The sequence below is a fragment of the Microbacterium pollutisoli genome (genome assembly GCF_053586795.1).
In genome coordinates this window covers 115,606-141,381 of record NZ_JBNYWT010000006.1, presented here as the reverse complement: position 1 = coordinate 141,381, position 25,776 = coordinate 115,606, and the positions used below count along the sequence as shown (strand labels likewise).

Annotated in this window: 17 protein-coding genes; 12 read left to right on the top strand and 5 right to left on the bottom strand. The window is 72.1% G+C overall.

The window, feature by feature from the left end; translation table 11 throughout:
• The first annotated feature begins 107 nt into the window (after window positions 1-107).
• From ACQ143_RS13585 to ACQ143_RS13545, 9 genes are read left to right on the top strand one after another with little or no spacing between them, the layout of a single operon-like run.
• Window positions 108-6,182: an Ig-like domain-containing protein gene (locus tag ACQ143_RS13585; protein ID WP_449571239.1), complete on the top strand. Its 6,075-nt coding sequence runs from the start codon at window positions 108-110 to the stop codon at window positions 6,180-6,182.
• Between the two features lie 40 nt (window positions 6,183-6,222).
• Complete coding sequence (locus tag ACQ143_RS13580; protein ID WP_449571238.1) at window positions 6,223-7,194, top strand: AAA family ATPase; 972 nt, start codon at window positions 6,223-6,225, stop codon at window positions 7,192-7,194.
• Entirely contained in the window at window positions 7,194-8,564 is a 1,371-nt protein-coding gene (locus ACQ143_RS13575) for a DUF58 domain-containing protein (protein ID WP_449571237.1), read from the top strand. The genes ACQ143_RS13580 and ACQ143_RS13575 overlap by 1 nt, the downstream gene beginning before the upstream one ends.
• Entirely contained in the window at window positions 8,561-10,858 is a 2,298-nt protein-coding gene (locus ACQ143_RS13570) for a transglutaminase family protein (protein WP_449571236.1), read from the top strand. The genes ACQ143_RS13575 and ACQ143_RS13570 overlap by 4 nt, the downstream gene beginning before the upstream one ends.
• Window positions 10,855-12,003 carry an RDD family protein gene (locus tag ACQ143_RS13565; protein WP_449571235.1) on the top strand — a complete coding sequence of 383 codons (1,149 nt, stop codon included), beginning with the start codon at window positions 10,855-10,857 and terminating at the stop codon, window positions 12,001-12,003. Before ACQ143_RS13570 ends, ACQ143_RS13565 begins: the two co-directional genes overlap by 4 nt.
• A complete protein-coding gene (locus tag ACQ143_RS13560; protein WP_449571234.1) occupies window positions 12,000-12,827 on the top strand; it encodes a PP2C family protein-serine/threonine phosphatase in 828 nt (275 codons plus the stop codon). Before ACQ143_RS13565 ends, ACQ143_RS13560 begins: the two co-directional genes overlap by 4 nt.
• Window positions 12,827-14,428 carry an FHA domain-containing protein gene (locus ACQ143_RS13555; RefSeq protein WP_449571233.1) on the top strand — a complete coding sequence of 534 codons (1,602 nt, stop codon included), beginning with the start codon at window positions 12,827-12,829 and terminating at the stop codon, window positions 14,426-14,428. The genes ACQ143_RS13560 and ACQ143_RS13555 overlap by 1 nt, the downstream gene beginning before the upstream one ends.
• Complete coding sequence (locus ACQ143_RS13550) at window positions 14,425-16,068, top strand: serine/threonine-protein kinase (RefSeq protein ID WP_449571232.1); 1,644 nt, start codon at window positions 14,425-14,427, stop codon at window positions 16,066-16,068. Before ACQ143_RS13555 ends, ACQ143_RS13550 begins: the two co-directional genes overlap by 4 nt.
• Complete coding sequence (locus ACQ143_RS13545; RefSeq protein WP_449571231.1) at window positions 16,065-16,814, top strand: hypothetical protein; 750 nt, start codon at window positions 16,065-16,067, stop codon at window positions 16,812-16,814. The genes ACQ143_RS13550 and ACQ143_RS13545 overlap by 4 nt, the downstream gene beginning before the upstream one ends.
• A 12-nt stretch (window positions 16,815-16,826) precedes the next feature.
• Here ACQ143_RS13545 and ACQ143_RS13540 read toward each other — a convergent pair whose 3' ends face one another.
• Window positions 16,827-17,276, bottom strand: a complete 450-nt coding sequence (locus ACQ143_RS13540) for a recombinase family protein (RefSeq protein WP_449571230.1) — start codon at window positions 17,274-17,276, stop codon at window positions 16,827-16,829.
• Between the two features lie 140 nt (window positions 17,277-17,416).
• On the opposite strand from ACQ143_RS13540, the gene ypfJ reads away from it, so the two are divergent.
• The 3 genes from ypfJ (at window position 17,417) to ACQ143_RS13525 (ending at window position 21,053) form a co-directional block, all read left to right on the top strand.
• The gene (gene ypfJ, locus ACQ143_RS13535) at window positions 17,417-18,286 is read left to right on the top strand and encodes a KPN_02809 family neutral zinc metallopeptidase (RefSeq protein WP_449571229.1); all 870 of its coding nucleotides are present in this window, start codon (window positions 17,417-17,419) and stop codon (window positions 18,284-18,286) included.
• Window positions 18,283-19,257 carry a prolyl aminopeptidase gene (gene pip, locus ACQ143_RS13530; RefSeq protein ID WP_449571228.1) on the top strand — a complete coding sequence of 325 codons (975 nt, stop codon included), beginning with the start codon at window positions 18,283-18,285 and terminating at the stop codon, window positions 19,255-19,257. Before ypfJ ends, pip begins: the two co-directional genes overlap by 4 nt.
• Before the next feature lie 245 nt (window positions 19,258-19,502).
• Window positions 19,503-21,053, top strand: a complete 1,551-nt coding sequence (locus ACQ143_RS13525) for a DEAD/DEAH box helicase (RefSeq protein ID WP_449571227.1) — start codon at window positions 19,503-19,505, stop codon at window positions 21,051-21,053.
• Between the two features lie 30 nt (window positions 21,054-21,083).
• Here ACQ143_RS13525 and ACQ143_RS13520 read toward each other — a convergent pair whose 3' ends face one another.
• Genes ACQ143_RS13520 through ACQ143_RS13505 form a run of 4 tightly spaced genes read right to left on the bottom strand, consistent with a single transcriptional unit; the run spans window position 21,084 to window position 25,730 of the window.
• Entirely contained in the window at window positions 21,084-22,772 is a 1,689-nt protein-coding gene (locus ACQ143_RS13520) for an aldehyde dehydrogenase family protein (RefSeq protein WP_449571226.1), read from the bottom strand.
• Between the two features lie 40 nt (window positions 22,773-22,812).
• Window positions 22,813-24,264, bottom strand: a complete 1,452-nt coding sequence (locus tag ACQ143_RS13515) for an MFS transporter (protein WP_449571225.1) — start codon at window positions 24,262-24,264, stop codon at window positions 22,813-22,815.
• Between the two features lie 52 nt (window positions 24,265-24,316).
• Entirely contained in the window at window positions 24,317-24,580 is a 264-nt protein-coding gene (locus ACQ143_RS13510) for a glutaredoxin family protein (RefSeq protein ID WP_449571224.1), read from the bottom strand.
• Between the two features lie 4 nt (window positions 24,581-24,584).
• Window positions 24,585-25,730, bottom strand: coding sequence for a glycosyltransferase (locus ACQ143_RS13505; protein WP_449571223.1), 1,146 nt, complete (start codon window positions 25,728-25,730; stop codon window positions 24,585-24,587).
• Window positions 25,731-25,776: the final 46 nt, after the last annotated feature.

The window sequence follows — 25,776 nt, the reverse complement described above, 5'->3', positions numbered from 1 at the left end:
AGGCCACGTATTGTGTCCTAACGTCCCCTTTGTGAGCGACTGATTCAGCGATCAGTTCCCGAGCACACGCAAGACGCCAGAGTGACCAGGAAGCGAGCTGACCCCCCATGACGTCCTTCGCGTGGCTTCGCGCGCGCCCGCGCACCATGGCATCGGTCGGTGCGGTGGCCGCAGCCGCAGTCACCCTCGGTACCCTCGCGCTCGTCTACGACGGCAAGCCGACCACCGAGCTGGATCTCCATGACGGCGGCGTCTGGGTCACGAAGCAGTCGAGCCTGCTCGTGGGACACCTCAACCACCAGTCCGGCGTCCTCGACGGCGGGCTGCGGGCCACCTCGAGCGAGTACGACATCCTCCAGGACGGGTCGCAGGTGCTCGTCGTCGATGGGCAGGACGCGACCGCCACCTCCGTCGACCCCGCCCGCGTCATCCTCTCGGAGAGTGCGGACCTGCCCCCGGGAGCACAGGTCGCGATGGGGGGCGGCAACGTCGCGATCCTCGACGGCTCGGGGCAGCTGTGGGCGGTGCCGTTCTCGTCGGTGGGCGCGTTCTCGCCCGACGTCGTCGACCCGATCGGTGAACTGGGGAAGGGGGCGCAGGCGACCGTCGGCGTCGACGGAACCGTCTACGCGGTCTCACCCGAGCAGGCAAAGCTCTTCACCTACGGTCGTGCCGACGACGACACGATCCAGCAGCGCGCCGAGCACGACCTCGACGACGTGGCCAAGGGCGATGAGGTCACGATCACCGCCGTCGGGAAGACGGCGTACGTGCTGGATGCCGCGAAGCGCACCCTGCAGGGCAGCGACGGGTCGCGGGTCGAAGTGCCCGCCGGCGCCGTCCTCCAGCAGCCCTCCGTAGCCGCCGACGCCGTCACGCTCAGCACGGACGACGCGCTCGTGCGCGTGACCGGTGACGGCGAGCTCCAGACCCTCCCCGCCGACGGCGAGGGCACCCCCGCACAGCCCGTGTACGTCGCCGGCTGCGCGTACGGCGCCTGGTCGGGCTCGGGTCAGTTCGTCCGCGACTGCCCCGGCGCCGCCTCCGACCGCGTGGAGACCGTCGAGGGTGTCGAGTCCACCAGCGTGCTCCGGTTCCGGGTCAACCGCGACGTCGTCGTGCTCAACGACGTCCTCGGCGGTGCCGCGTGGATGGCCAGCGACAGCATGCAGCGGGTCGACAACTGGCTCGACCTCACGCCGCCCGAGGGGGAGGGCGACGAGGAGGAGGAGACCACCGAGGAGACGGTGCAGACCACCCTCCCCGAGCGCACCGAGCAGAACACGCCGCCCCTGGCGGAGGACGACCGGTTCGGCGTGCGCCCGGGCCGCACCACCGTCCTGCCGATCCTGGCCAACGACACCGACGCCGACGGCGACGTGCTGGTCGCGACCGTCAAGAGCGAGCCCGGCTTCGGCACCGTGCAGCCGATCCACAACGGCGCGGCCCTGCAGATCGCCGTGGACGAGGACGACACCGGGACCACCTCGTTCACCTACACCGTCGAGGACGGCCGCGGCGGCGAGGCCTCAGCCCGCGTGACCGTCACCGTGCACGGCTGGGAGACCAACTCGGCACCGGTGCAGCAGCGCCGCACGCCGATCACCGTCGAGACCGGCGGCACCGCGTCGTACAACGTGCTGCCCGACTGGATCGACCCCGACGGCGACGACATCTTCCTGCAGTCGGTCGTCCCCGACGGCGGCGACGAAGCCGACTTCACCTCGGACGGCCAGATCACCTACCGGGCGATCGGCGGCATGCAGGGCCGCAAGGACGTGCCGATCGTGGTGTCCGACGGCACCGACGACGGCGCGGGCATCGCGCGCTACGACATCCGCCCCCTGGGCAGCACCGTGCCGATCACCAACTCCGACCACGTCGTCACCCGCGTGGGCCAGACCGCGACGGTGTCGCCGCTGTCGAACGACACCAGCTCCGGCCGCGAGCCACTGCGCCTCACCCGCGTCGACGAGGTCGAGGGCGCGACCATCACCCCCGACTTCTCCGACGGCACGTTCACCTTCCGCTCCGACGTCGAGGGCACGTACTACGCGCAGTACCTGGTGTCGGCGGGTGCCAACTCGGTGCCGGGCCTCGTCCGCATCGACGTGCTGCCCGAGGGGGAGAGCGACCTGCCGCCCATCGCGGTCCGTGACGTCGCGCTGCTGCCGGCCGGCGACGAGGTGCTCGTCAACGTCCTGTCCAACGACACCGATCCGGCGGGTGGCCTACTGGTCGTGCAGTCGGTCACCGTCGAAGACGGCAGCGGCGTGGCCGCGGCGGTCCTCGGGCACGAGACCGTGCGCATCAGCGACCAGGGAACGCTGGATCAGCAGATCCGGGTCACCTACACCATCTCCAACGGCACCGCGCAGGCGCAGGGGGAGATCATCGTCATCCCCGTCGCCGCGCCCGACCGGCTGCGTCCCCCGGTCGCCAACGACGACGAAGCCGTCGTGCGCGTCGGCGACGTGGTCACCATCCCGGTGCTCGACAACGACTACCACCCCAATGGCGACGCCATCACCGTCGCCCCCGACCTGGTTCCGCCGCTCATCGACGACGAGGACGGCGAGATCCACGTCTCCGAGGACACGCTCCGGTTCCGCGCGAGCGACGAGCCCGGCACCGTCTACGCCACCTACGAGGTCGAGGACTCGACCGGGCAGCGCGACGCCGGCTACGTGACGATCCAGGTGCTGCCGCGCAACGACGAGGCCAATGCCGCACCGCGGCCGCGGGATGTGACCGCGCGCACCCTTGCCGGTTCCCGGGTCACCGTGCCCATCGAGCTCAACGGCATCGACGAGGACGGCGACTCGGTCGAGCTCATCGGTCTCGCCTCGGCCCCCGAGAAGGGCCGCATCACCGAGACCGGCGCGGCGAGCTTCACCTACGAGGCCTTCGGCGACTCGGTCGGGGTGGACACCTTCACCTACCGGGTGCGTGACCGCCTCGGCAAGGAGGGCACCGCCCGGATCCAGGTGGGCATCGCCCCGGCCGCGTCCGCCAACCAGGCGCCGTACGCGGTGCGCGACTCGGTGGTCATGCGTCCTGGGCGCGAAGTCGCGCTGCCGGTGATGATCAACGACTCCGACCCGGACGGCGACCTGTTCGGCTTCGCCGCTGACGCGGTCAGCGTGCCGGACGTCGAAGGTCTGGATGCCACTGTCTCGGGCGAGTATCTCGTGATCACCTCGCCGGAGACCGAGATGAACACGAGCGTGCAGTACACGATCGAGGACGAGCGGGGCCTGAGCGCCACGACCTCGGTGCAGATCACCGTCGACGAGGACGTGCCGCTGCTGCGGCCCATCGCCCGGGACGACCGCGTGCGCGCGGAGGATGTCACCGACGAGGGCACGGCCGACATCGACGTGCTCGACAACGACGACGACCCCGACGGCACCAAGAGCGCGTTGCAGGTCTCCCTGGGCACCGGTGGCGAGAACGCGTCGACGCGCCGGGACGGCATCGTGCGGGTGACGCTGACCGACGAGCGCCAGCTCATCAGCTACACCGTCACCGACGTGGACGGGCAGCAGGCGACCGCCTTCATCCATGTGCCCTCGCTGTCGTCGCTGCCGCCGAGCCTGATGGCCGGCGTCGCCGTCGAGGTCAAGAGCGGCGAGACGATCGAGCTGCCGCTCTCCGAGTACGTGCAGGCGGCCGGCGACCGCGACGTGGTGATCACCGAAGCGGCCAAGGTCAAGGCATCCCACGCCAACGGGGACAGCCTCGTGCGCGATCAGCACACCCTCGTGTACACGTCCGCCGACCGCTACCACGGTCAGGATGCGATCACCTTCGAGGTGACTGACGGCAACGGGCCCGACGACCCCCAGGGGCGCAAGGCGACCCTGACGATCCCCATCACCGTCACCCCGCCCGACAACGTTCCCCCCACGATCGTGGGTGCGCAGATGAACGTCGCCCCGGGTGAGGACGCGTCCACGCTCGACCTGGCGGCCCTGGCCACTGACCCCGACCCGGAGGACACGCTCACGTTCGACCTGGCCGGCGACGTGCCCGACGGCCTGACGGCCGACGTCGACGGCACCGTGCTCAGCGTCGCCGCGGCGACCAACACCCCCAAGGGCACGCGTGTCGCGCTGCGGGTCAGCGTCAGTGACGGTGAGGCCGAGCCGGCCTTCGCCGACATCGACGTGACGGTCACGGCATCCACGCGCGAACTCGCGAGCGCCAACGACGACGTGATCGACGAAGCCGACCAGGGCGCCACCCTCAGCGTCCCGGTGCTCGAGAACGACGTGAACCCGTTCCCCGACACGCCGCTGCAGGTGGTCAACGCGATCGTCGAGACCGGTGACGCCGACGCCCGGATCGCCGGGGACAACGTCGAGGTGACCAGCGCGTCGACCTTCGTGGGCACCGTCGTCGTGCGCTACCGCGTGCTGGATGCCACGGAAGACGCCGACCGTGCGGTCGAGGGCCGCGTGCGCATCACGGTTCAGGGTCGTCCGGATGCACCCGGCAAGCCGACGGTGTCGAGCGTGCAGAGCCGCCAGGTGGTGCTCTCCTGGACGCCGCCGATCGACAACGGCACTCCCATCACCGGCTACACGGTCACCTCGACCGCCGGGAACTACACCAAGCAGTGCGAGTCGACGACGTGCACGCTCGACGGACTGACCAACAACGTCGAGTACAACTTCGTCGTGACGGCGACCAACCGGGTCGGCACCTCTGACCCGTCGGTGCCGTCCGAGACCGCGCGTCCGGACGTGCGTCCCGAGACGCCCGTGCCGCCGACGCTGACCTTCGGCGACCGTAGCCTCACGGTCAACTGGACGACCCCCGCGACCGAGGGTTCCCCGGTCGAGAGCTTCACGCTGGAGATCTCGCCGGCACCGCCGTCGGGCGTCGTGCAGAAGACCGGGCTGACCGGCAACAGCGTCGTCTGGGAAGGTCTCGAGAACGGCGCGGCCTACAAGGTGCGCGTGCGCGCCCACAACCGGGCGCCTGAGCCCTCGGGATGGAGCGCCTGGTCGGCGGCCGAGATCCCGGCCGCACCGCCGGCGGCTCCGGGCGCGCCGACGACCTCACGTCTGGAGCCGGTGGGCAGCCAGGCCCAGCTGCAGGCGGCGTGGAACGCCCCGGCGGCCAACGGCGATGCGATCTCGGGATATGAGCTTCGGGTCATGCAGGGCTCCACGGTCGTCAACACGGTGGCGGTTCCCGCCGGCCAGACGACCCAGGCCGTGGTCGTCCCGGCATCCGAGACGAACTACACCTTCAGCGTCCGCGCCCAGAACAAGGCCGGCTGGGGCCAGTGGAGCGCGGCATCGGCCCCGCGGCGCGGGTTCACGCAGCTGGCCGCCCCCACGTCGGTCCGTGCGACCGAAGGCGACAACCGCGTCTCGGTGTCGTGGACCGCGGGCGATCGCGGTGGCGCCAGCGCGAGCGAGGTCTCGTACCAGTACTCGGTCAACAACGGCGGCTGGCGCGGCGACTGGGTGTCCGGCGGCAACGGCAGCGGGACCATCGGCAACGGTCAGGTGAACAACAACGGCGCGTACACGATCCGCATCCGTGCGGTCGCCACCGTCGACGGCGCCACCTACACCAGCCCGGCCTCGGCACCCTCCAACGAGGTCAGGCCGTACGGCCAGATCGGCAATCCGAGGATCACTGCGTCGGCCAGCGGCACGACCGTGTCGTGGTCGTGGTCGTCGCCGGCACCGAACGGGCGTGCCGTCACCACCGAGATCAAGATCGGCGGCGACGCGTGGAAGAAGGTCGCCGCGTCGGGCAGCGGTTCACGCAACGTCGGCTACAGCACGACGCTCACCGTCCGGGTGCGCACCAGCGCGGCGGGCAGCACCACGACCACCGACTCCGCGTCGGCCACCACGGCGGCCAAGCCGCCGCCCCCGGAGCCGCGCGCGTGGGTGACGAAGGGCTCGTCCGCGGCCGGCCGGCCCGGCTGCACCAGCGGAGGCTGCTACTACTTCGTCGTGAACACCAACGACGCCTTCTCCGCCGGCAGCTACTCCTACAAGTGCATGTCCTCTGTGGGCGGCCAGTTCAACACCTGGGAGGGCCCGGTCCACATCCCCTCGGGCGGCCGCACGCAGCTGCAGTGCTTCTTCGGGCACCCCGGTGCCCAGGTCTGGGTCGTGCTGAACGGCAAGGCCTACGAGAAATCCACGTGGTGACCTCCGGTCCACCGCATCGACGACAGCAAGGAAACGACACATGAGCATGACTCCGGAACAGGCGGCCTGGTTCCGCGACACCTTCACGCGCCTGGTCGACAACGTCGACATCGCCCTGATGGGCAAGCGCGAGGTCGTGGGCCTGGTGCTGTCGGCGATGCTGGCCGAGGGTCACGTGCTGCTCGAGGACGCCCCCGGCACCGGCAAGACGAGCCTCGCGAAGGCCCTCGCGGCCAGCGTGCAGGGCACGTCGAGCCGCATCCAGTTCACTCCCGACCTGCTGCCGTCCGACGTGACCGGGGTGACCATCTACGACCAGGCGAACCACAAGTTCGAGTTCCACCGCGGGCCTGTGTTCGCCTCGATCGTGCTCGCCGACGAGATCAACCGCGCGTCCCCGAAGACGCAGTCGGCGCTGCTGGAGGTCATGGAGGAGTCGCGCGTGACCGTCGACGGCGTCGCACACGACGTGGGCCGGCCGTTCCTGGTGATCGCGACGCAGAACCCGATCGAACAGGCCGGCACGTACAAGCTGCCCGAGGCGCAGCTCGACCGCTTCATGATCAAGACCTCGATCGGCTACCCGTCGCTCGCGGTCGCCGAGCGCATCCTCGCCGGCACGGTCGACCGCAACCCGTCCGCGCAGTTGAAGCCCGTCATCACCACCGGTGCGGTCGCCGACATGGCCGACCTCGCCGCCACCGTGCACGTCGACCCGGCCGTCGCCCGGTACGCCGGTCAGCTGGTCGAGGCCACCCGCACCGCCGACGCGACCCGCCTCGGTGTGTCGGTGCGTGGTGCGATCTCGATGATGCGCATGGCCCGCGTGTTCGCCGCATCCCAGGGGCGGCACTATGTGATCCCCGACGACGTGAAGAGCCTGGCCGCACCGGTGTGGACGCACCGCCTCGTGCTCGACCCCGAGGCGGAGTTCTCCGGCATCACCGGCGAGACCGTCATCCAGCGCGCGCTCGCCGACGTCGAAGCCCCGCTGGCACGGGCCACGGCCTGATGACCACGGCTCCGGAGACGCAGGTACCGACGCGCAGGGCGCGCCGGGATGCCGACGCGCCTTCGGCCGCGGACTCGCCGGCCTTCGAGCCGGTCGGTGTCGCACCCGAACCGGAGGCCGCGTCCCTGCTGCGCCCCGCGGAGCCCTCGCGCGCCGAGAAACTGCGGGAGCAGGCCGGCGAGATCGCCGGAGTGGTGTGGCGCGTCGTGCGCGACGTCCCCGCCGTCATCCGGCCGCTCGGCTGGGTGGTGATCGCCTCCGCGATCATCCTCTGGATCACCGCCCTCACCCTCGGCTGGGAGGAGGCGATGGTCGCCGCAGCGGTCGTCACCGCCGTCGTGGTGCTGAGCATCGGGTTCCTCTTCGGCCGCACCACGTATGACGTCGGCCTCGACCTCACCCGCTCGCACGTGGTCGTCGGGGAGCGCGCGGTCGGCGGGCTGACGCTGACCAACGGCACGTCGCGTGCCATCCTGCCCGCGCAGGTCGTGCTGCCGGTGGGCTCCGGACGCGGCCTGTTCCAGGTGCCGCGCCTGGCGCCGGGCGCGACCCACGAAGAGCTGTTCGCTATCCCCACCAGCCGTCGCGGCGTCCTCCAGGTCGGACCCGTCAGTGTGCTGCGCGGCGACCCGCTCGGCCTGTTCGAGCGCACGCACGACCGCCGCCAGGCCGTCGACCTCTACGTGCATCCGCGCACCACCAACCTCGAGGGGCTCTCGCTCGGTCACCTGCGCGACCTCGAGGGACTGCCCGCCCAGCACCTCGCCCGCGACGACGTGTCCTTCCACGCGCTGCGCGAGTACCAGCCCGGCGACGACCTGCGCCACGTGCACTGGAAGTCCACCGCACGCGTCGGCGACGTCATGGTGCGACAGTACGAGGAGACGCGGCGCTCGCACTTCGTGGTCGGGCTGTCCACCCACCCCGACGAATACCGGGACGACGACGAGTTCGAGCTGGCCATCTCGGTGGCCGGATCCATCGGCCTGCGTGCCATCCGCGACTCCCGCACGCTCGACGCCCGGGTGCAGAAGGGCGCGCTGCGTGCCCAGTCCGGCCGCCGCTTCCTCGACGAGCTGTCCGCGCTGGAGCACTCCCGTCCCCGCGAGGGCGGCATCGTCGCGTTGTCCGGCGCGGTGTCGGTGCACGCCCCGCAGGCGGCCGTCGTCGTGCTGGTGACCGGCGCCAAGACCGATGCCGCCGACCTGCGCCTGGCCTGCTCGCGGCAGCCGTACGGCGTGCGCGTGCTCGCGGTCGTCGCCGACTCCCGCGTGACCTCGCCGGCGCTGCGCCGCATCGGCGAGGCCGACGTGATCACCCTGGGCGCGCTCGACCAGCTGCCCGCCGCCGTCCGGAAGGTCCTGTCGTGACCGCGCCCTCCGGCGCGCAGCGGCCTGCGCGCATCGTCCTCCTCGACCTCATCGCCGTCGCGCTGCTGCTGTCGGTGGCCGTGATCGGCTTCGGGCCCACCTTCGACGGCCCGCAGTACCTTGTCGCCGGGTTCGGCGCGCTCGTGCTGGGACTGGGCATCGCCTGGCTCGGCGGCCGCCTGCGGTGGGGCGTGCTCTCGGTGGCCGGGATCACCGTCGCCGCGTACTTCCTCTGCGGCGGAGCATTCGCCCTGCCGCACACCTCGCTGCTCGGCGTGATCCCGACCCTGGACACGTGGGTGCAGCTCGGCGTCGGATCGGTCACCTCGTGGAAGCAGCTGCTGACCACCGTGCCGCCCGTCGCCGTCTCCGACGGCCACCTCATCGTGCCGTTCCTGCTCACCCTGGTGGCCGCGGTGATCGCCGGTTCGCTCGCGCTCCGGGTGCGCACCGCCGCCTGGGCGCTGCTGCCGGCCGCCCTGCTGCTGGCCGCGCAGATCCTGCTGGGTGTCGCCGAGCCGGCGGCCCCCATCGTGCAGGGCGTGCTGTTCGGCCTCGTCGCGGTGCTCTGGCTGTCGGTGCGCCACGCCTGGGACAACGACCGCGCCGCCGTGCGGGTCGAGGCGTCGGGCGCCGCCGACGCATCCGCCGTGCGCCACTCCCGGTCGCGGCGGGTGATCACCGGCGCCGTCGTGCTCGCGGTCGCTGCGGGTGTGGGCGTGACCACCGCCGCCGTGGCCAGCCCGCCGGTACCGCGCTACGTGCTGCGCGACTTCGTCGTGCCGCCGTTCGACATCCGCCAGTACCCGAGCCCCCTGCAGTCCTTCCGCGGCCTGGTCCGCGACTTCGAGGACACGACGCTGTTCACGGTGACCGGCCTGCCCGAAGACGGGCGCATCCGCCTGGCGACCATGGACACGTACAACGGCATCGTCTACAACGTCTCCGACGACGGTGCGGGCTCGTCCAGTTCGTTCACCCCGGTCCGATCGAACATGTCGCCGGACGCCGAAGGCGCCCCGACGACGCTGCAGGTCACGATCGACTCCTTGAAGGGGGTGTGGATGCCGGGCGCCGGCGCCGTGCGCGCGTTCACCTTCGAGGGGGAGCGGGGCGAGCAGCTGCGCCGCGCCGCGCACTACAACGACGCGACCGGCACCGCGGTCACGACGGTGGGCCTGGAGGCCGGCGACCGGTACACGGTCGAGACGGTGCTGCCCCAGCATCCGAGCGACGCCGCCCTGGCCGACGTGCCCTTCGCGCCGCTGAAGATGCCGAGGCAGACCGGCGTCCCCGAGAACCTCGCCGAGCTCGCCTCCGAGGCGACCGTCGACGCCGAGACGCCCATCGAGCGGGTGCGGGCGCTGGAGGACTGGCTGAGCACGGACGGGTTCTTCAGCCACGGCCTCGAGGGCGAGGCCCTGTCGCCGTCGGGTCACGGCGCCGGCCGGATCATCTCGATGTTCGCCGCCGACCAGCTGATCGGCGACGACGAGCAGTACGCCGTCGCGATGGCGCTCATGGCGAACCAGCTCGGCATCCCGGCGCGGGTGGTCATGGGGTGGCACCTGAACGACGACGACGTGGCCGAGAAAGTCTTCACCGCGACCGGTGACAACGTGCATGCCTGGGTCGAGGTCGCGTTCGACGGCTACGGATGGATCCCGTTCGACCCCACGCCCGACGAGGACAACGTCCCCAACGAGCAGTCGACCAAGCCGCGCGCCAACCCCAAGCCGCAGGTGCTGCAGCCGCCGCCGCCCGCGCAGGAGCCGGCCGAGCTGCCGCCGGCCATCGCGAACGACCGCGAGCAGGAGGAAGAGGACGAGGCCGGCGTGGACTGGCTGGGCCCCATCCTCATGTACACCGCCCTGGGCCTGGGCGTGATCATCCTGCTGCTGGCGCCGTTCATCGTGATGGGCCTGATCAAGGGCACGCGGCGTCTGCGTCGACTGCGCGCCGACCGCACGGCCGACCGCATCTCCGGCGGGTGGGACGAGCTGGTCGACTCGGCGGTCGACCTGCGCGCGCCGGTCGTGGCCGGGGCGACGCGCGCCGAGAGCGCACAGGTCGTGCAGGAGGCGTTCACCCAGCCGCGGGTGGCCCTGCTCGCGCAGCGGGCGGATGCCGGGGTGTACGGCCCGGGCGACCCGACCCCGGACGATGTGGCCGCATTCTGGCGGGAGGTGGACGATATCGTCGGTGAGATGAAGGGGTCCACCTCGGTCTGGCAGCGTCTGCGTGCCCGGCTGAGCCTGCGGTCGCTGCGCCGGTCGAACCCAGGAGCGTCATGACCGGTCGTCCTGCAGAACTCGGCCGCCGTGTCTTGGCGTACGTCATCGACGGTGTCGTCGCCGGGATCATCGGCGGCGTCGTCGCCAGCCTGCTGATGGCGCTCGCGCTGGCCACGGGCGGGCAGTTCTCCCCGCTGCTGGCGATCGGCGGAGCGTACCTGGCCGTGATCGCCTGGTTCTTCGTCTACACCGGGATGCAGGGCGGTGCCGGCTCCATCGGCATGCGCGTGCTCGGGCTCGAACTCACCCACATCGACGGCGACCGGCTCGGCTTCGGCCGCGCGCTGGGCCGCAACCTGGTGTGGGCCGGCGGGTCGGCGATCATCGTCGGCATGTTCTCGCCCCTCTTCGACCAGACCCCGTGGCACCGCGGCTGGCACGACCAGGTCTCCGGCGCCGTCATGACCGATGTCCGAGGCGTCCCCGCCGCCCCGCCCGCGCCGGCGGCGGTTCCGCCCGCCCCGCCGATGGATGCCGGTGCCCCGCAACCGCCCGCCGCGTACACGCCCGCGGCATCCCATCCCGTCGCCGCGCCGCCGCGGCCGCCGCAGCCGGCCCCCGTGCCCCCGGTCGCCCCGCCCGCCGATGTGACCCCGCCCGCCGGCCCGCTCGCACCGCCGGCGGCGCCCTTCGACCCCGCCGCGCCGGAGATGCCGGCCGCGACCGTGGTCGTGCCGCCGCGCCAGCCGCAGCCGCAGCCCGACGGGCCGATCGCGTTCGTTCCCGGCGTGACGGCATCACGCCCGCCCGCGGCGCCGACGGCGCCCCCGGTCGGACCCGAGGAGGTGCCGGTCGACCAGACGCGCATGGCCACCGGTGCGCGCTCGTTCGCCACCCTGGTGTGGGACGACGGCACCCGCCACGCGCTCTACGGTCGCACGCTGTTCGGACGCAACCCCACCCCGGAGACCGGTGCGCACGTGGTGCCCGTCCGCGACGAGACGCTCTCGCTGTCGAAGACGCACTTCGAGATCGGCGCCGAGGACGGCCGGGTCTGGATCAGCGACCGCCACTCCACCAACGGTGTCGTCGTGCGCCGTGGCGCGCAGAGCCAGGCGGCGACGCCGGGTGGGCAGGTCACCATCTACGCCGGTGACGTGCTCGAGATCGGCGACCGGCGGATCACCGTCGAGGTGGGACGATGAGCGAGAGCCCCATCCAGGTCGCCACCGGCACCGCCACCCATCCGGGTCTGCGGCGCCGCGTGAACGAAGACGCCCTGCTCGCGCAGGCTCCGATGTTCCTCGTCGCCGACGGCATGGGCGGGCACGACGCCGGCGACCGCGCCAGCGCCGCCGTCGTCGCCGAGTTCGCGACCCTCGCCGGGCGGGAAGCGGTCGGCATCGACGACATGCGCGACGCGCTGGCGCGCGCTCGGGCGCAGGTCGAGGCGATCGCCAGCGGCACGCGTGCGGCCGGCACCACCCTCAGCGGCGTGGCGGTGAGCACCGTCGGCGGCGCCGGGTACTGGCTGACCGTCAACGTCGGCGACTCTCGCACCTACCGCTTCGCGCACGGCGTGCTCGAGCAGATCAGCGTCGACCATTCGGTGGTGCAGGAGCTCATCGACGCCGGCGCCATCGACGGCGCGGCGGCGGCGACCGACCGGCGGCGCAACGAGATCACCCGTGCCATCGGCGCCGGCAACGACGGCGAAGCGGACTACTGGATGGTGCCGGCCGAGCCCGGCGACCGCATCCTCGTGTGCTCGGACGGACTGTCCGGCGAACTGGACGCCGTCCGCATCGCCGACATCCTCACCGCGGAGACCGACCCGCAGGCCGCAGCGACGCGCCTCATCCACGAAGCGCTCGTGCACGGCGGTCGCGACAACGTGACGGCGATCGTCGTCGATGCCCTGTCGGTGGCCGGGCACGACGACATCTACGACACGGCGCCGGCCGGCGGGCGTGGCGGAGACATCGACGAAGACACCCGGCCGCGGGCCGAAGCGAGGGGGAACGGCTGATGGTGGACGTGCGATTCCAGCCCGCCGCGCAGGCGGAGGCCTGGCGAGCGGTCGTCTCCGGTCACAGTGTGGCGGTGCTGCCGCCCAGCACCACCGCCCACACCGCCGAGAGCGTGTGGCGCCGGCTGGCCGACGGCGGCATCGCCGCGCTCATCGAAGGCCTCACCGGGGCGTTCGGCACGTCGCTGAGCGCCATTCCGCCGTTCGCGTTCGCGACCGTCGAGGAGGGCGGCGTGCGCGTCGCCGTGCGCGGATCACTCGAACTGATCGTCGAGAGCGGTGACGGCACCGAAGCCGTGTCGGGCGCCGGTGTGGCGACCTGGGTCGAACGGCTGATCCCCGACACCTACCGCGTCACGATCACCGTCGACGGATCCGGAGACGGCGCCGAGGCGCTGCCCCTGATCGACGGCGTCGTGCCCGTCGCCGGCCTCGTGCTGGTCACCGGACCGGTCCCGCCCGTGTCGTCCGCGCCCGCCGCTGCTGTCGAGGCCGCCCCGGCCGTCGTCTCCGAGCCCGTGGATGCCGGTGGCGACGCGGCCGGAGACGGCGCCCAGCCCGGGGTCGCCACCGACACCGGTGCCCCCGCCGCCGCGCCCTCGGGCGCCATCGACGCCGACGACCCCGATCCGGCCCGCGCCGACGCGCCCGATTCCGAGGCCGAGCCGTCCATCGCGGCCACCGTCGAAGGTGGTGACGCCGGCACGGAAGCAGACGCCGCCGCATCGTCCGCACCGCCGGTGTCGCCATTCCTGGGCAGCCGCTGGTCGGCCGACGACGAGGACGAGGACGGTGCGGACAGCACGGGGACCGACGCGCCGGGCACCGGCGCCGACGTCATCGCGTCCGTGCCGGGCGCCGCGTCCGACGATGCCTCGGCCGGTCCTGCGGAACCCGCTTCCCCGCCGACCGAATCCGTGCCCGCCGCCGCGTCGGATCAGGCGGATGCCGGCGGGCACCCGGTTCCGGATGCCGCTGCCGAGACGTGGCTGCCTGCCGCCACCGCGGTGCCCCCCAGCGACGAGGACATCGTGTTCGGGGCCACCGTGGCGCGTCCCTCGGCCGCCGGCGCCCCGGCATCCACCCCTGCCGCGTCGTCCACCCCGGTGCCGCCGATGCCGCCCGTGCCCCCGGTGCCGCCGCTGCCCGAGCTGGGCGACCACGACGGGGCGACCATCGCGGTGTCGGAGCTGCGCAAGCTGCGCGAAGCCGAGCGCGAGAAGTACGAGTCCACCGAGAACGTGCCGCCGCGACAGCCGTCCCGCGGACGCATCCGGCTGTCCACCGGCCGCACCGTCGAGCTGGAGCGCCCCGTCGTCATCGGGCGCCGCCCCAAGTCGGCGCGCGCCAGCGGTGACGAGCTGCCCACCCTCGTGGCGGTCGACAGCCCCAACCAGGACATCTCGCGCAGCCACATCGAGATCCGTGCCGAGGGCGAGCACGTGCTCGTCACCGACCTGAACACGACGAACGGCACCGTGCTGCTGCGTGCCGGCAATGACCCGGTGCGGCTGCACCCCGGCGAGCCCACGCTCGTGGTCGACGCCGACGTGCTCGATCTGGGGGACGGTGTGACGCTCACCTTCGAGGATCTGCCGTGAGTGCCAAGCGCGCACCCGCGCCGCCGCCGCAGCTGCCCGGGTTCACCTATGTCGAGGTGCTAGGCTCGGGCGGCTTCGCCGACGTGTACCTGTACGAGCAGCACCTGCCGCGTCGCCGCGTCGCCGTGAAGGTGCTGCTGGCCGAGCGCATGACCGACGGCTCGGCCGAGCAGTTCACCGCCGAGGCCAACGTCATGGCGCTGCTGTCGACCCACCCGGCGATCGTCACCATCTACCAGGCCGGTGTCTCCGACGATCAGCGCCCGTACCTGGTCATGGAGTACTGCCCGCGACCGAACCTGCAGATCCGCTCGCGGGCGGCGGCGTTCTCGGTCGCCGAGGCGCTGCGCGTGGGCATCCAGGTCGGCGCCGCCGTGGAGACCGCGCACCGCGCCGGCATCCTGCACCGCGACATCAAGCCGGCCAACATCCTGGTCACCGAATACAACCGGCCCGCCCTGACCGACTTCGGCATCGCCACCACGGCCGAAGGCGCCGATGCGTCGGCGGGCATGTCGATCCCGTGGTCGCCGCCGGAGTCGTTCGCCGACGTGCCCGAGTCGGGGGTGCGCTCGGACGTCTACGCGCTGGGCGCGACCGTCTACACCCTGCTGGCCGGGCGCTCGCCGTTCGAGGTGCCCGGCGGCCGCAACGGCGGCGCCGACCTCATCCAGCGCATCGAGACCCAGCCGGTGCCGCGCCTCGAACGGGCCGACGCGCCCGAATCGCTGCAGATCGTCCTCGAGCGGGCGATGGCCAAGCGTCCCGGCGATCGCTTTGACAGCGCCGTCGCCTTCGCGCGGGCGCTGCAGCGGGTGCAGATCGAACTGGCGCACTCGGTCACCCCGATCGACATCCTCGATGACTCGCCCATCGACGACGCCGACGACGACGAGGACGGCGAACTCACCCGCGTGCGCGGCATCGTCAGCATCGAGCCGACCACCGCGCCCTCGGCCGGACAGACCCGCCGCGGCGAGGTCGACCCGTTCGCACCGCAGACGACCACATCGTCGGGCACCACCGCGTCCGCCACGACCGGGTACGCGACGACGCCCGCCGCCGAGGCCACCGTGCTGCGCGCACCCGTCGCCGCGATCCCGGCCGAGGACGTCTCCACGACGGTGCGCCGACCCTCCGTCGCGGTACCGCCTGCCGGTGCGGACACCGACGCCGTGCCGGCATCCCCCGCGGCGCCGCAGGCACCGGCATCCCCCGCACCGCCGCGATCGAAGCGCGGGCTGTGGATCGGGCTGGGAATCGGCGCGGCGGCCGCGGTCGTCGTCGCCGGTGTCGCCGTGGCCAGCATGCTGGGCGGCACCCCCGAGCCCGCACCGTCGGAAACCGTCGACGTCCGCCCGCAGGACCCGGCCGCCGGGATCGTCCCCGTGCCGACCGACCTGGACGGCGTCGCCGAAGGCGACCAGGTGCGCTTCACATGGACCAACCCCGAGCCGCAGGACGGCGACTGGTTCGCCTGGCACACCTACACCCTCGAGGGTGCGGCCGACGTGCAGCCCACCGAGGACACCGAGGTGACGGTGCCCGCCGACCCCTCCGGCACCACGTGCATCCGCGTGCAGCTGGTGCGCGACGGGGGCAACCAGAGCGCCGAGGCGCAGAAGTGTGTGACATCGTGACCGATCTGAACGACACCGTCCCGCCGACCGCCGCCCAGCCCGACGGGGTCACCGTCGACTTCGCCGGCGAACTGTTCACCGTCACGCGCGGCCAGCGCTTCACCATCGGCCGCGAGGGCGACCTTGCCCTCGACGACAACCGGTTCCTGCACCGCCACTTCCTCTGCATCGAGGAGGCGGGGGGCCTGTGGTGGCTCATCAACATCGGGTCGCGACTGTCGGCGACCGTCACCGACACCGAGGGCCGCGTGCAGGCGCAGCTGGCGCCCGGAGCCCGCCTGCCCATCGTGTTCGCGGCGATGGCCGTCGTGTTCAGCGCCGGCCCCACGACCTACGAGCTGTCGGTGCATGTCGAGCAGCCCGCGTTCCGGGAGAACGTCACCGACGTCGACGACGACGGCCTGTCGACCATCGGCGCCGTACCGCTGACGATCAGCCAGAAGCTGCTGATCCTCGCGCTCGCCGAGCCGTTGCTGCGCCGTGAGGGCACCGGGATGAGCGAGCTGCCCAGCTCGGCCAAGGCCGCTGAGCGCCTGGGCTGGACGCTGACCCGCTTCAACCGCAAGCTCGACAACGTGTGCGACAAGCTCGACCGGCAGGGGGTGCCGGGACTACGCGGGGGCGTCTCGTCGTCGGCCACCAACCGGCGGGTGCGCCTGGTCGAACACGCCATCGCGTCGCGCCTCGTCGTGCGCGAGGACCTCGAACTGTTGGACGATCCCGAACGAGCCGGCGCCGACGCATAGCGGCACCGCGGGTCAGCCGCGGTCGGTGCCCAGCACCTTCACGATGACACCGCGTCGGCGCAGTTCGCCGATCGTGCGCACCTCTTCGTCGATCGTGCGGCCCAGCGCGTGCTTGTCGGCCACCACCACCACGTCGCCGGGACCGAGCCGGCCGAGCAGGCGGGTCAGCCGCTCGATCCAGGTCTCCCCGGTCTCCGGGGCCGGATGCCGGAACCCGTCGATCGGCACGCCGAAGCGGGCCAGGGCGTCGCGCTGCACCGCGACGGAGGGCATGTTGTCGCGCGCGACCACGAGACCCACCAGGCGCGCGCCCTCCGGCCGTGCCGCCCACCACTCCGGGGTCTGGTCGAGGTCGGCCAGCCGCCCCGGAAGCGCGGCCGCGTCGTGCGGCAGCGGCATCGTGTGGCTCTCGGCATACTCCCCGCCGGCATCGGGCGCGGTATCCACCTGGTCGCTGCTCATGCTCACTCCTCGTTCGCCCCCATTCTCACAGGTCGCCGCCCCGCGGTGCAGGCGCAGCGCTCTCGGACCGTCACCCGGGTGGCCGGACACCGGCATCCCGCTTTCTCGCAGGTGAACGCGACCCGTTGTACGGTGAGCGCATGACGTTCAACAGCAACGCCGATGTGAGCGGGAGCACAGCCAAGCGGCGCGGCCGCCGCACGATGATCGCCGGTGGCGCCGGCGTGGGCGGACTCGGGATCATCGCGGTGCTGCTGTTCCAGCTGCTCGGAGGGGATGCCGGGTCACTGCTGACCGGCGGCGGCCCCGGCACGACGGAAGAGACCGGCACCGAAGTCGCGCAGTGCGACACCGGCTCTGACGCCAACGCCGACGACGCATGCCGCATCGCGGCGACCCAGCTCGTGCTCGACGGCTATTGGGACGGGGTCGTGGAGGGGTACCGGCCGCCGCAGCTGATCGTGGTCGACGGTCAGACCCCGAGTCGGTGCGGCACCGCCTCCAACGCGACCGGACCCTTCTACTGCCCTCCGGAGGAGACGATCTACATGGACCCGACCTTCTTCGGCATCCTGCGCACGCAGTTCGACACGGAGGCCGGGCCCCTCGCGCAGATGTACGTGCTGGCGCACGAGTGGGGCCACCACATCCAGCAGATCACCGGCGTCATGGAGGCGTACCCGAACAACGGCACCGGACCCGAGAGTAACGGCGTGCGCATCGAACTGCAGGCCGACTGCTTCGCCGGTGCGTGGGTGGCCGACGCCGCGACGGTGGAGGACCGCAACGGGGTGACGTACCTGCAGGAGCCGACCGAGGCACAGCTGCGCGACGCGCTGGAGGCGGCCGCCACCGTCGGTGACGACAACATCCAGGCGCAGGCGGGGGCCGTCAACCCCGAAAGCTGGACGCACGGATCCAGCGAGCAGCGCCAGCGTTGGTTCCTGACCGGGTACCAGAACGGTCCCGAGTCGTGCGACACGTTCGGCGTCTCGGGAGGAGACCTGTGAACGCGCCCGCCCATCTCGACGACATCCTGTACCCGCCTATCGAGCCGTACGAGACCGGGCACCTGCTGGCCGGTGACGGACAGCGCGTGTACTGGGAGCAGTCCGGCAACCCGGACGGTAAGCCCGTCGTCTTCCTGCACGGTGGTCCCGGCGGCGGCACGAGCCCCTGGCATCGTCGGTTCTTCGACCCCGAGGTCTACCGCATCGTGCTGCTCGACCAGCGCGGCTGCGGCAAGAGCACCCCGCATGTCAGCGAGCCGGACGCCGACCTGCGGTACAACACGACCTGGCACCTGGTCGCCGACCTCGAACTGCTGCGGCGCAACCTCGGCATCGAGCGCTGGCAGGTGTTCGGCGGGTCGTGGGGCAGCGCGCTGGCGCTGGCGTACGCGCAGAGTCATCCCTCCGCGGTGACCGAGCTGGTGCTGCGGGGCGTGTTCACGCTGCGCCGTCACGAGCTGGAGTGGTTCTACGAGGGTGGCGCCGCCGCCCTGTACCCCGACGTGTGGGAGAAGTACCTCGAGCAGATCCCCGTGCTCGAGCGCTCCCGCATGATCGAGGCATACCACCGCCGGCTGTGCGACCCCGACCCGGCCGTGCATCAGCCCGCCGCGATCGCCTGGACCACCTGGGAGGCGTCGACCCTCACGCTGAACCCCGACCCGGCGCTGGTCGCCTCGATGACCCAGCCCGAAACCGCGCTCGCCTTCGCCCGCATCGAGAACCACTACTTCATGAACGCCGGGTGGTTCCGCGAGGGGCAGCTCATCGAGGACGTCGGGGCGATCCGCGACATCCCGGCCGTCATCGTGCAGGGACGGCACGATGTGTGCACGCCGATGATGACCGCCTGGGACCTGCATCGCGCATGGCCGGAGGCGGAATTCGTGGTGGTCCCGGATGCCGGGCACTCGGCCTCCGAGCCGGGCATCGCCCGGGCGCTCCGCGCCGCGACCGACGGCTTCCGCTGATCGCACCGCGCACGGGGGCATCGCCCCGGCGCCGGCACCGCGGCATCCGGGCAGCACGGGACTGCTACGCTGAAGTCCTTGCAGCGCTACCCGTAGCGCTTCTCGCGTCGTAGAACGCTTCCCTCGCCGCCGCCCGGAGTGACATCCGTGCGAAGTCGGCTGACATTCTTCGTACGGCGACCCCGCGTGCGCACCCGCACCCGGGCCACCGACAGGGCGCCGCCGTGCGCTCAGAAATCCCCCTCATGACTGACACGACTTTCCGCACGCTCGGCGTGCCCGCCCCGCTCGTCGACGCGCTCGCCGCGGACGGCAAGACCACCGCGTTCCCGATCCAGGTCGACACGCTGCCCGACACCCTCGCCGGCCGCGACGTGCTCGGCCGCGGCAAGACCGGCTCGGGCAAGACCCTGGCCTTCTCCATTCCGATGGTCGCGCGCCTGGGCGGCGACCTCGCCGGCGGCACCCGCCGCTCCGGCCGCATCCTCGGCCTCGTCCTCGCGCCGACGCGTGAGCTCGCGACCCAGATCAACGCGACGCTCGAGCCGCTCGCCGCCGCGTACGGCCTCAAGACCACGACGATCTTCGGCGGTGTGAATCAGAACCGTCAGGTGCAGGCCCTCAACGCCGGCGTCGACATCGTCGTGGCCTGCCCGGGCCGCCTCGAAGACCTCATGAAGCAGGGCTACGCCAAGCTCGACGCCGTGGAGATCACCGTCATCGACGAGGCCGACCACATGGCCGACCTCGGCTTCCTGCCCGTGGTCACCCGCATCCTCGACAAGACGCCCACCGGCGGCCAGCGCCTGCTGTTCAGCGCGACCCTCGACAACGGGGTCGACAAGCTCGTCAAGCGCTTCCTGACCAGCCCGGTGCTGCACTCGGTCGACGAGGCGCACTCGCCGGTCGCGGCGATGACCCACCACGTCTTCCTCGCCGGGGGCACCGACGCGAAGAAGGACCTCGTCAAGACGCTCGCATCGGGCACCGGCCGGCGCATCCTGTTCATGCGCACCAAGCACCAGGCCAAGAAGCTCGCGCGGCAGCTGACCGAGCAGGGTATCCCCGCGGTCGACCTGCACGGCAACCTGTCGCAGCCGCAGCGCGACCGCAACCTCGCGGCCTTCTCGTCCGGTGCCGCCAAGGTGCTCGTCGCGACCGACGTCGCCGCGCGCGGTGTGCACGTCGACGAGGTCGAACTCGTCATCCACGTCGACCCGCCCGCCGAGCACAAGGCGTACCTGCACCGCTCAGGCCGCACCGCTCGGGCCGGCGCCGAAGGGTCGGTCGTCACGATCGTGCTGCCCGACCAGCAGAAGGACGTCAAGGATCTGCTGCGCAAGGCCGCCATCAGCGTCACACCGGTCGCGGTGACCGCCACCTCACCCGAAGTCGTCGAACTGGTCGGCGAGATCGCGCCGTATGTGAAGCCCGCCCCGAAGGCCGAGCCGCAGCGCGGTGGCGGCAAGAGCCAGGGCGCGAACGCGCAGCGCAAGCGCGCCGCGCGCGACGGCGGACAGCGTCAGGGCGGCGGGCAGGGCGCCCCGCGCCGGGGCACGTCCGGGCGGGGCGGTTCGGCGGCCGGGCAGGCTTCGTCGGAGCGTCCGGCCCGCGCCGACGGCGCCCGCGCCGACCGGCCGGTGCGCACCCACGGCACCCGCACCCACGGGGCGGAGCGTCCGGCTGCGTCGGGCGGTGCGCGCACCACCGGCCGGCGGGCCTCGCACACCGGCGGAAAGCTCACGGTCGGTTCGGTCGTGCGGCAGAACGGCGGCAACCGCCGCGGGGGTCGCTGACCGGCATCCGGCCCCGACCGCCCGGTGCGGTCACGCGCGGAACGCCTGCAGCATCGTCACCGCCAGCCGCGGCACATTGCCGTCGGCGCGGAAGCGGGTGAACCCCTCCGACACGATCGCGCCGGTGCGTGCCGTCGCGAACCACGGGGGTGTGGGCAGCACCGAACCGTGCGCGAGGTTCCGGGTCTGGGCCACCGAGGCCAGCGACCGGGGGAAGGGCCGGAACGGCCCGCGCACGATCGTCCGTTCCACGTCGTCGAGCAGCAGCGCATTGTGCACGACGCCTATTCCGCTCGGCGCATCCTCGAGTGTGCCGCCGGGGAAGGCCCCCCAGGTCGCGGTCGGGGTGAGGAAGCCGAACGCCGTCCACGCGTTCACGGCGATCGTGCCGTAGCGCAGGTCCGCCAGCGCTTCCTCGAACCCCATGCCGAGAGCCGCGTGCGTCCGCGGCTCGATCAGAATGTTCGCGCCGAGGGTGCCGTGCAGCTTCTCGTTGGCGTGGGCGACCGCCGCGTCCAGGAACGCGCGGCCGCGGCCCGGCAGCGTCGCGACGCCCAGCACCGGCGCGAAGTACTCCGTCGACTCGATCGCTGTGGCATCCGCCCCTGCGTCGACTTCGACCAGCAGCCGACCGCCGGTGAACGTCTCCGCATCCGGATACGCCTCGCGTGCCCGGTCCATCGACCGATCGCTGTTCGGGTACCAGATCGGCCGCTGCGGCACCCGCTCGTAGGCGGCTCGCAGTTCGCGCAGGAACGCCTCCCGCTGCGGCCAGTCCGAGCTCACCAGCACCACCTGGCCCGCGATGCAGTTGTGCCCGCTGTTCTGCAGCCGCATCGTCGCGATGTGCTCGGCCTGGAACCGCAGGTCGGCCGCGCTCCACCGTCCCGGCACGACGATGATCGGCGACACCCCGCCCAGCTCGGCGGTGATCGGCACGGTCAGGCCCGGCACGATGGCGCGGAACGTGCCCTCGGAGCCGGTGATGTGCACATGGTCGATCGAGGGATGCCGGGTGAGGTAGGCGCCGACCTCGCCCCCACCGGTGACGATCCGCAGGAATCCGGGCTCGACGAGCGGCGCCAGGACGCGTTCGAACACCGGGACGAGCGCATCCTGCGTCGGGTTCACCTTCAACAGTGCGACCCGGTTGTGGGCGAGCAGCTCGTACAGGACGTCGAGGAACGGGATGGAGGTCACGTTGCCGGCGCCGAGCACGAGGCCCACGCCCCCGGCCTCGGCGGGATGCCGCTGTGCGAGACCGGCGGCCCGGCGCGCCCGGTCCGCGTCCACCCCCGGGCGCAGCCACACCTCGGTCGTGAACCCCGACAGCAGCAGGCGGTCGATCGCGCTCAGCGGTGAGGTGTGCACGACGGTGCGCCCGCCCGGACCGGTGGAGACCTTGACCCCGTCGAGCGGACTCGCGCCGCGGGACAGGGCCGTCAGCGTCTGCGCATACGCGTCGAGGGCGACCAGGGCCGCGTAGGGGCCGGCCAGCCACTCCTCGCCGCGCAGCGGGTGTCCCGGCGCGAGTCCCTTCGACGTGGCGGCGACGTCCGCCCACTCCGCCGCGGTGGCGGCGACGGCGGCGCGGATGCGTTCCAGCACCGTGCGGCGCTGTCCGAGGGTCAGCAGACTCCAGGTGCGGCTCCCGTACCGCAGGTCGGAGACCGCGGCATCCACTCGTGAACGGACGTCTTCGGGCAGGTCGGCGGTCACGGGCACTCCTTCGGGGGTGCTTCGAGCCTAAGACGTCCGCTCACACCTGGGGTTCGATGTCGCTGCGGCGCAGCCGGTACCGGGCGAGCGACACGAGGCTGAGTGCGATCAGCGCCGCCGGCACGACGCTGAAGCTGATCACGATGCCGGCGACGGCCGAGTCGGGCTGGGTCACGCTCTGCCCGGCCGTCGACGCGAGGTAGCCGGTGGCGGCCAGCACCACTGACAGCACCGCGGCGCCGAGGGCGAACCCGGTCGTCTCGCCCGCCGTCCACACCCCGCCGAACGCGCCCGCGCGTCCGGGCCCGTGCAGCGCGGCATCGTGGCTGATGACGTCGGGCAGCATCGCCATCGGCAGCGACTGCATGCCGGCGTAGGCGATGCCCGCGACGCCGACCGGGACGTAGAGCCACACCCCGGGCGCCCACAGCGCCGCCATCGTCGACAGCGCCGCGACCGCGAACAGCACGCTGGCCATTGCGAACGCGCGCTCCTTGCCCACGCGGCGGGAGATCACGCCCCACCCGGGCGCCGCGAGCAGCGCCGGGGCGATGAGCGCCACGAACAGCAGGGTCACGGCGTCTTCGGACCGCAGCACCCAGGTCGCGAGGTATTGCGCCCCGGCGAGCATGAGTCCGGTCGCGAGCGCCTGCAGCATGAACGTGGCCAGCAGCGCCCGGAACGGCTGACTGCGCCGCAGCGTCTCCCACGCCGAGCGGAAGTTGTCGCGGATGCCGCCGCCGGGCGTCGTGGCATCCTTTCCCACCCGGATGCGGTACGGGCCGGTCACGGTGTCGTGCACGAGTTCGGCCTGCTCGGCCTGGCTCGTGCCGGCGGCCGTCATCGCCGAACTGACCCGCCGCGCCCGCACGGCGACGCCGGTGGCGACCAGCATCCCCAGGCCGATGACGACGCCGGCGACGATGCCCATCACGAGGTACCCGGTGGTGGGGTCTCCCGTGACACCGCGCAGCACCGGCCCTCCGGCGCCGAACAGCAGGATCGCGAAGGTGAGCACGACGACCCGCCAGCTCAGCAGCGTCGTGCGTGTGTCGTAGTGCGCGGTGAGCTCGGCCGGCAGCGCGATGTAGGGCACCTGGAACAGGCTGAACGCCGTCGCGGTCAGCAGGAACGCGATGAGCACCCACAGTCCGCCCCACACCGGTCCGAGCCCCGGCGGCACCGCGAAGGTGAGCGCGAACAGCACGGGGATCGTCACCGACCCCAGCAGCATGAGCCGGCGCCGGTTGCCGTGGCGGGCGAGATCCAGGTCGGTCAGCGCGCCGACGACGGGGTCGATCACGACGTCCCAGATCTTGGCCGCGGCCACCACGACGCCGGCCATGAGCGCGGCGACACCGAGGTTGTCGGTCAGGTAGTAGGTCAGCACCAGGCCCGGCAGGGTGGCGAACCCGCCGGTGCCGACGGAGCCGGCGGCATAGCGGGCGACCGTGCCGCGGGTGAGGTCGGGCGACGCTGCATCGGGTGCCATGGCATCACCCTAGCCAGGCGAAGGATGCCGGAGCGTGAACCCCGGCATCCGCTCAGATGAGGGCGAGCTCGCGGAGCTTCGCCTCGACGTCGATGTTCGCGGGCTCGACGTGGTGGGTCGCATCGGGATATACGACGACCGGAATGTTCGTGCGGCCGGAGATCTCGCGGGCCACGTCGGCTGCCGCCGGGTCGGCCTCCAGGTCGACGTAGGTGAACGCGACGCCGAGCCCTTCGAGCTGGGCCTTGGTGCGGCGGCAGTCGCGGCACCAGTCGGCGCCGAAGACGGTGATCGTGTCAGATGCGGGGGAGGTCATGCCCCTATTCTTCCTGACCCACGCCGAGTGGAGGCCGGGAGCCGGTGGTTCGGGTCGGGGATGCCGGGGCTGGGGCGCGTCTGGGCGCGTAGACGACCAGCGCGTGGAAGACGAAGCGCACCACGAAGGCGGCGACGAGGGTGAGGCCGGCGGCGAGCACGCTCGGGATGTGCGCCGACTCGACGAGCACCCACATGACCGGGATGCGGATGATCGCCTCGAGGTTGTTGAACGTGAAGGACTTCAGGAACCGCTGCCACATGCGCCCGGATTCGGACCGCATGTCGGCGAACACGAGGTATTCCAGCAGCAGGAAGTTGCCGATGATCGTCAGCTCGCTGCCGATGACCGCCGCGGTGACATAGTCGACGCCGAGGCGGATCAGCCCCCACATGATCACGAGGTTGGCGATCGCGCCGGCACCGCCGACGAGGGCGAACGCCGACATCCGGCCGAACCGCAGCATGGTCAGCTGGGTGAGGAACCGCACACCCTGTCGCACCGACGCCTTCGACTGCCCGGCGTGGCGATCGGCGAACCGGAACGGCACCTCGCCGATGCGCAGCTGCCGGCGCGCGAGGATCTCCAGCAGGATCTTGAACCCCCGCGGGCGCAGCGCATCGACGTCGACGGCCTCCCGGTCGACGAGGAAGAAGCCTGTCATCGGGTCGGAGCAACCGTGCAGCTTGCGGGGGAACATCGCCTTGGTCAGCAGCGTGGACACGCGGGAGATCGCGGTACGGGTCGAGTCGGCCAGGCCCTTCGAGTCGCCTCCGGAGATGTAGCGGGAGGCGACGACGACGTCGACGTCGTCGGCATCCGCTCGCTCGAGCAGCCGCGGGATGTCCTCGGGTGGATGCTGCAGGTCACCGTCCATGACCAGGCACCACCGTGCGGCGGCCAGGTGCACGCCCGCGACGACCGCACCGCCCAGACCCGCCGTGGCGCGTTCCCGGTGCAGGAGCCGCACCGGGAAGGACGACCGGGCCGCCGCGGCCGTGATGATCGCCGGGGTGTCATCGGTGGAGTCGTCGGCGAAGATCACCTCGAACCGGCGCCCGGTGCCGGCCATCGCCTCTCCGATGCGGCGCAGCAGCTCGTCGACGTTCTCGCCTTCGTTGAAGGTGGGAACGATGATCGACAAATCCATAGAGCGCTCGGGGATCGGGGGCGGCAGAGGTCAGCTCAGACTACCC

Coding starts and splice junctions, on each gene's coding strand:
- ypfJ (WP_449571229.1), top strand. CDS start 17,417: ATGACGTTCAACAGCAACGCCGATGTGAGCGGGAGCACAGCCAAGCGG.
- ACQ143_RS13565 (WP_449571235.1), top strand. CDS start 10,855: ATGACCGGTCGTCCTGCAGAACTCGGCCGCCGTGTCTTGGCGTACGTC.
- ACQ143_RS13515 (WP_449571225.1), bottom strand. CDS start 24,264: ATGGCACCCGATGCAGCGTCGCCCGACCTCACCCGCGGCACGGTCGCC.
- ACQ143_RS13555 (WP_449571233.1), top strand. CDS start 12,827: ATGGTGGACGTGCGATTCCAGCCCGCCGCGCAGGCGGAGGCCTGGCGA.
- ACQ143_RS13525 (WP_449571227.1), top strand. CDS start 19,503: ATGACTGACACGACTTTCCGCACGCTCGGCGTGCCCGCCCCGCTCGTC.
- ACQ143_RS13580 (WP_449571238.1), top strand. CDS start 6,223: ATGAGCATGACTCCGGAACAGGCGGCCTGGTTCCGCGACACCTTCACG.
- ACQ143_RS13510 (WP_449571224.1), bottom strand. CDS start 24,580: ATGACCTCCCCCGCATCTGACACGATCACCGTCTTCGGCGCCGACTGG.
- ACQ143_RS13575 (WP_449571237.1), top strand. CDS start 7,194: ATGACCACGGCTCCGGAGACGCAGGTACCGACGCGCAGGGCGCGCCGG.
- ACQ143_RS13585 (WP_449571239.1), top strand. CDS start 108: ATGACGTCCTTCGCGTGGCTTCGCGCGCGCCCGCGCACCATGGCATCG.
- ACQ143_RS13560 (WP_449571234.1), top strand. CDS start 12,000: ATGAGCGAGAGCCCCATCCAGGTCGCCACCGGCACCGCCACCCATCCG.
- ACQ143_RS13540 (WP_449571230.1), bottom strand. CDS start 17,276: ATGAGCAGCGACCAGGTGGATACCGCGCCCGATGCCGGCGGGGAGTAT.
- ACQ143_RS13505 (WP_449571223.1), bottom strand. CDS start 25,730: ATGGATTTGTCGATCATCGTTCCCACCTTCAACGAAGGCGAGAACGTC.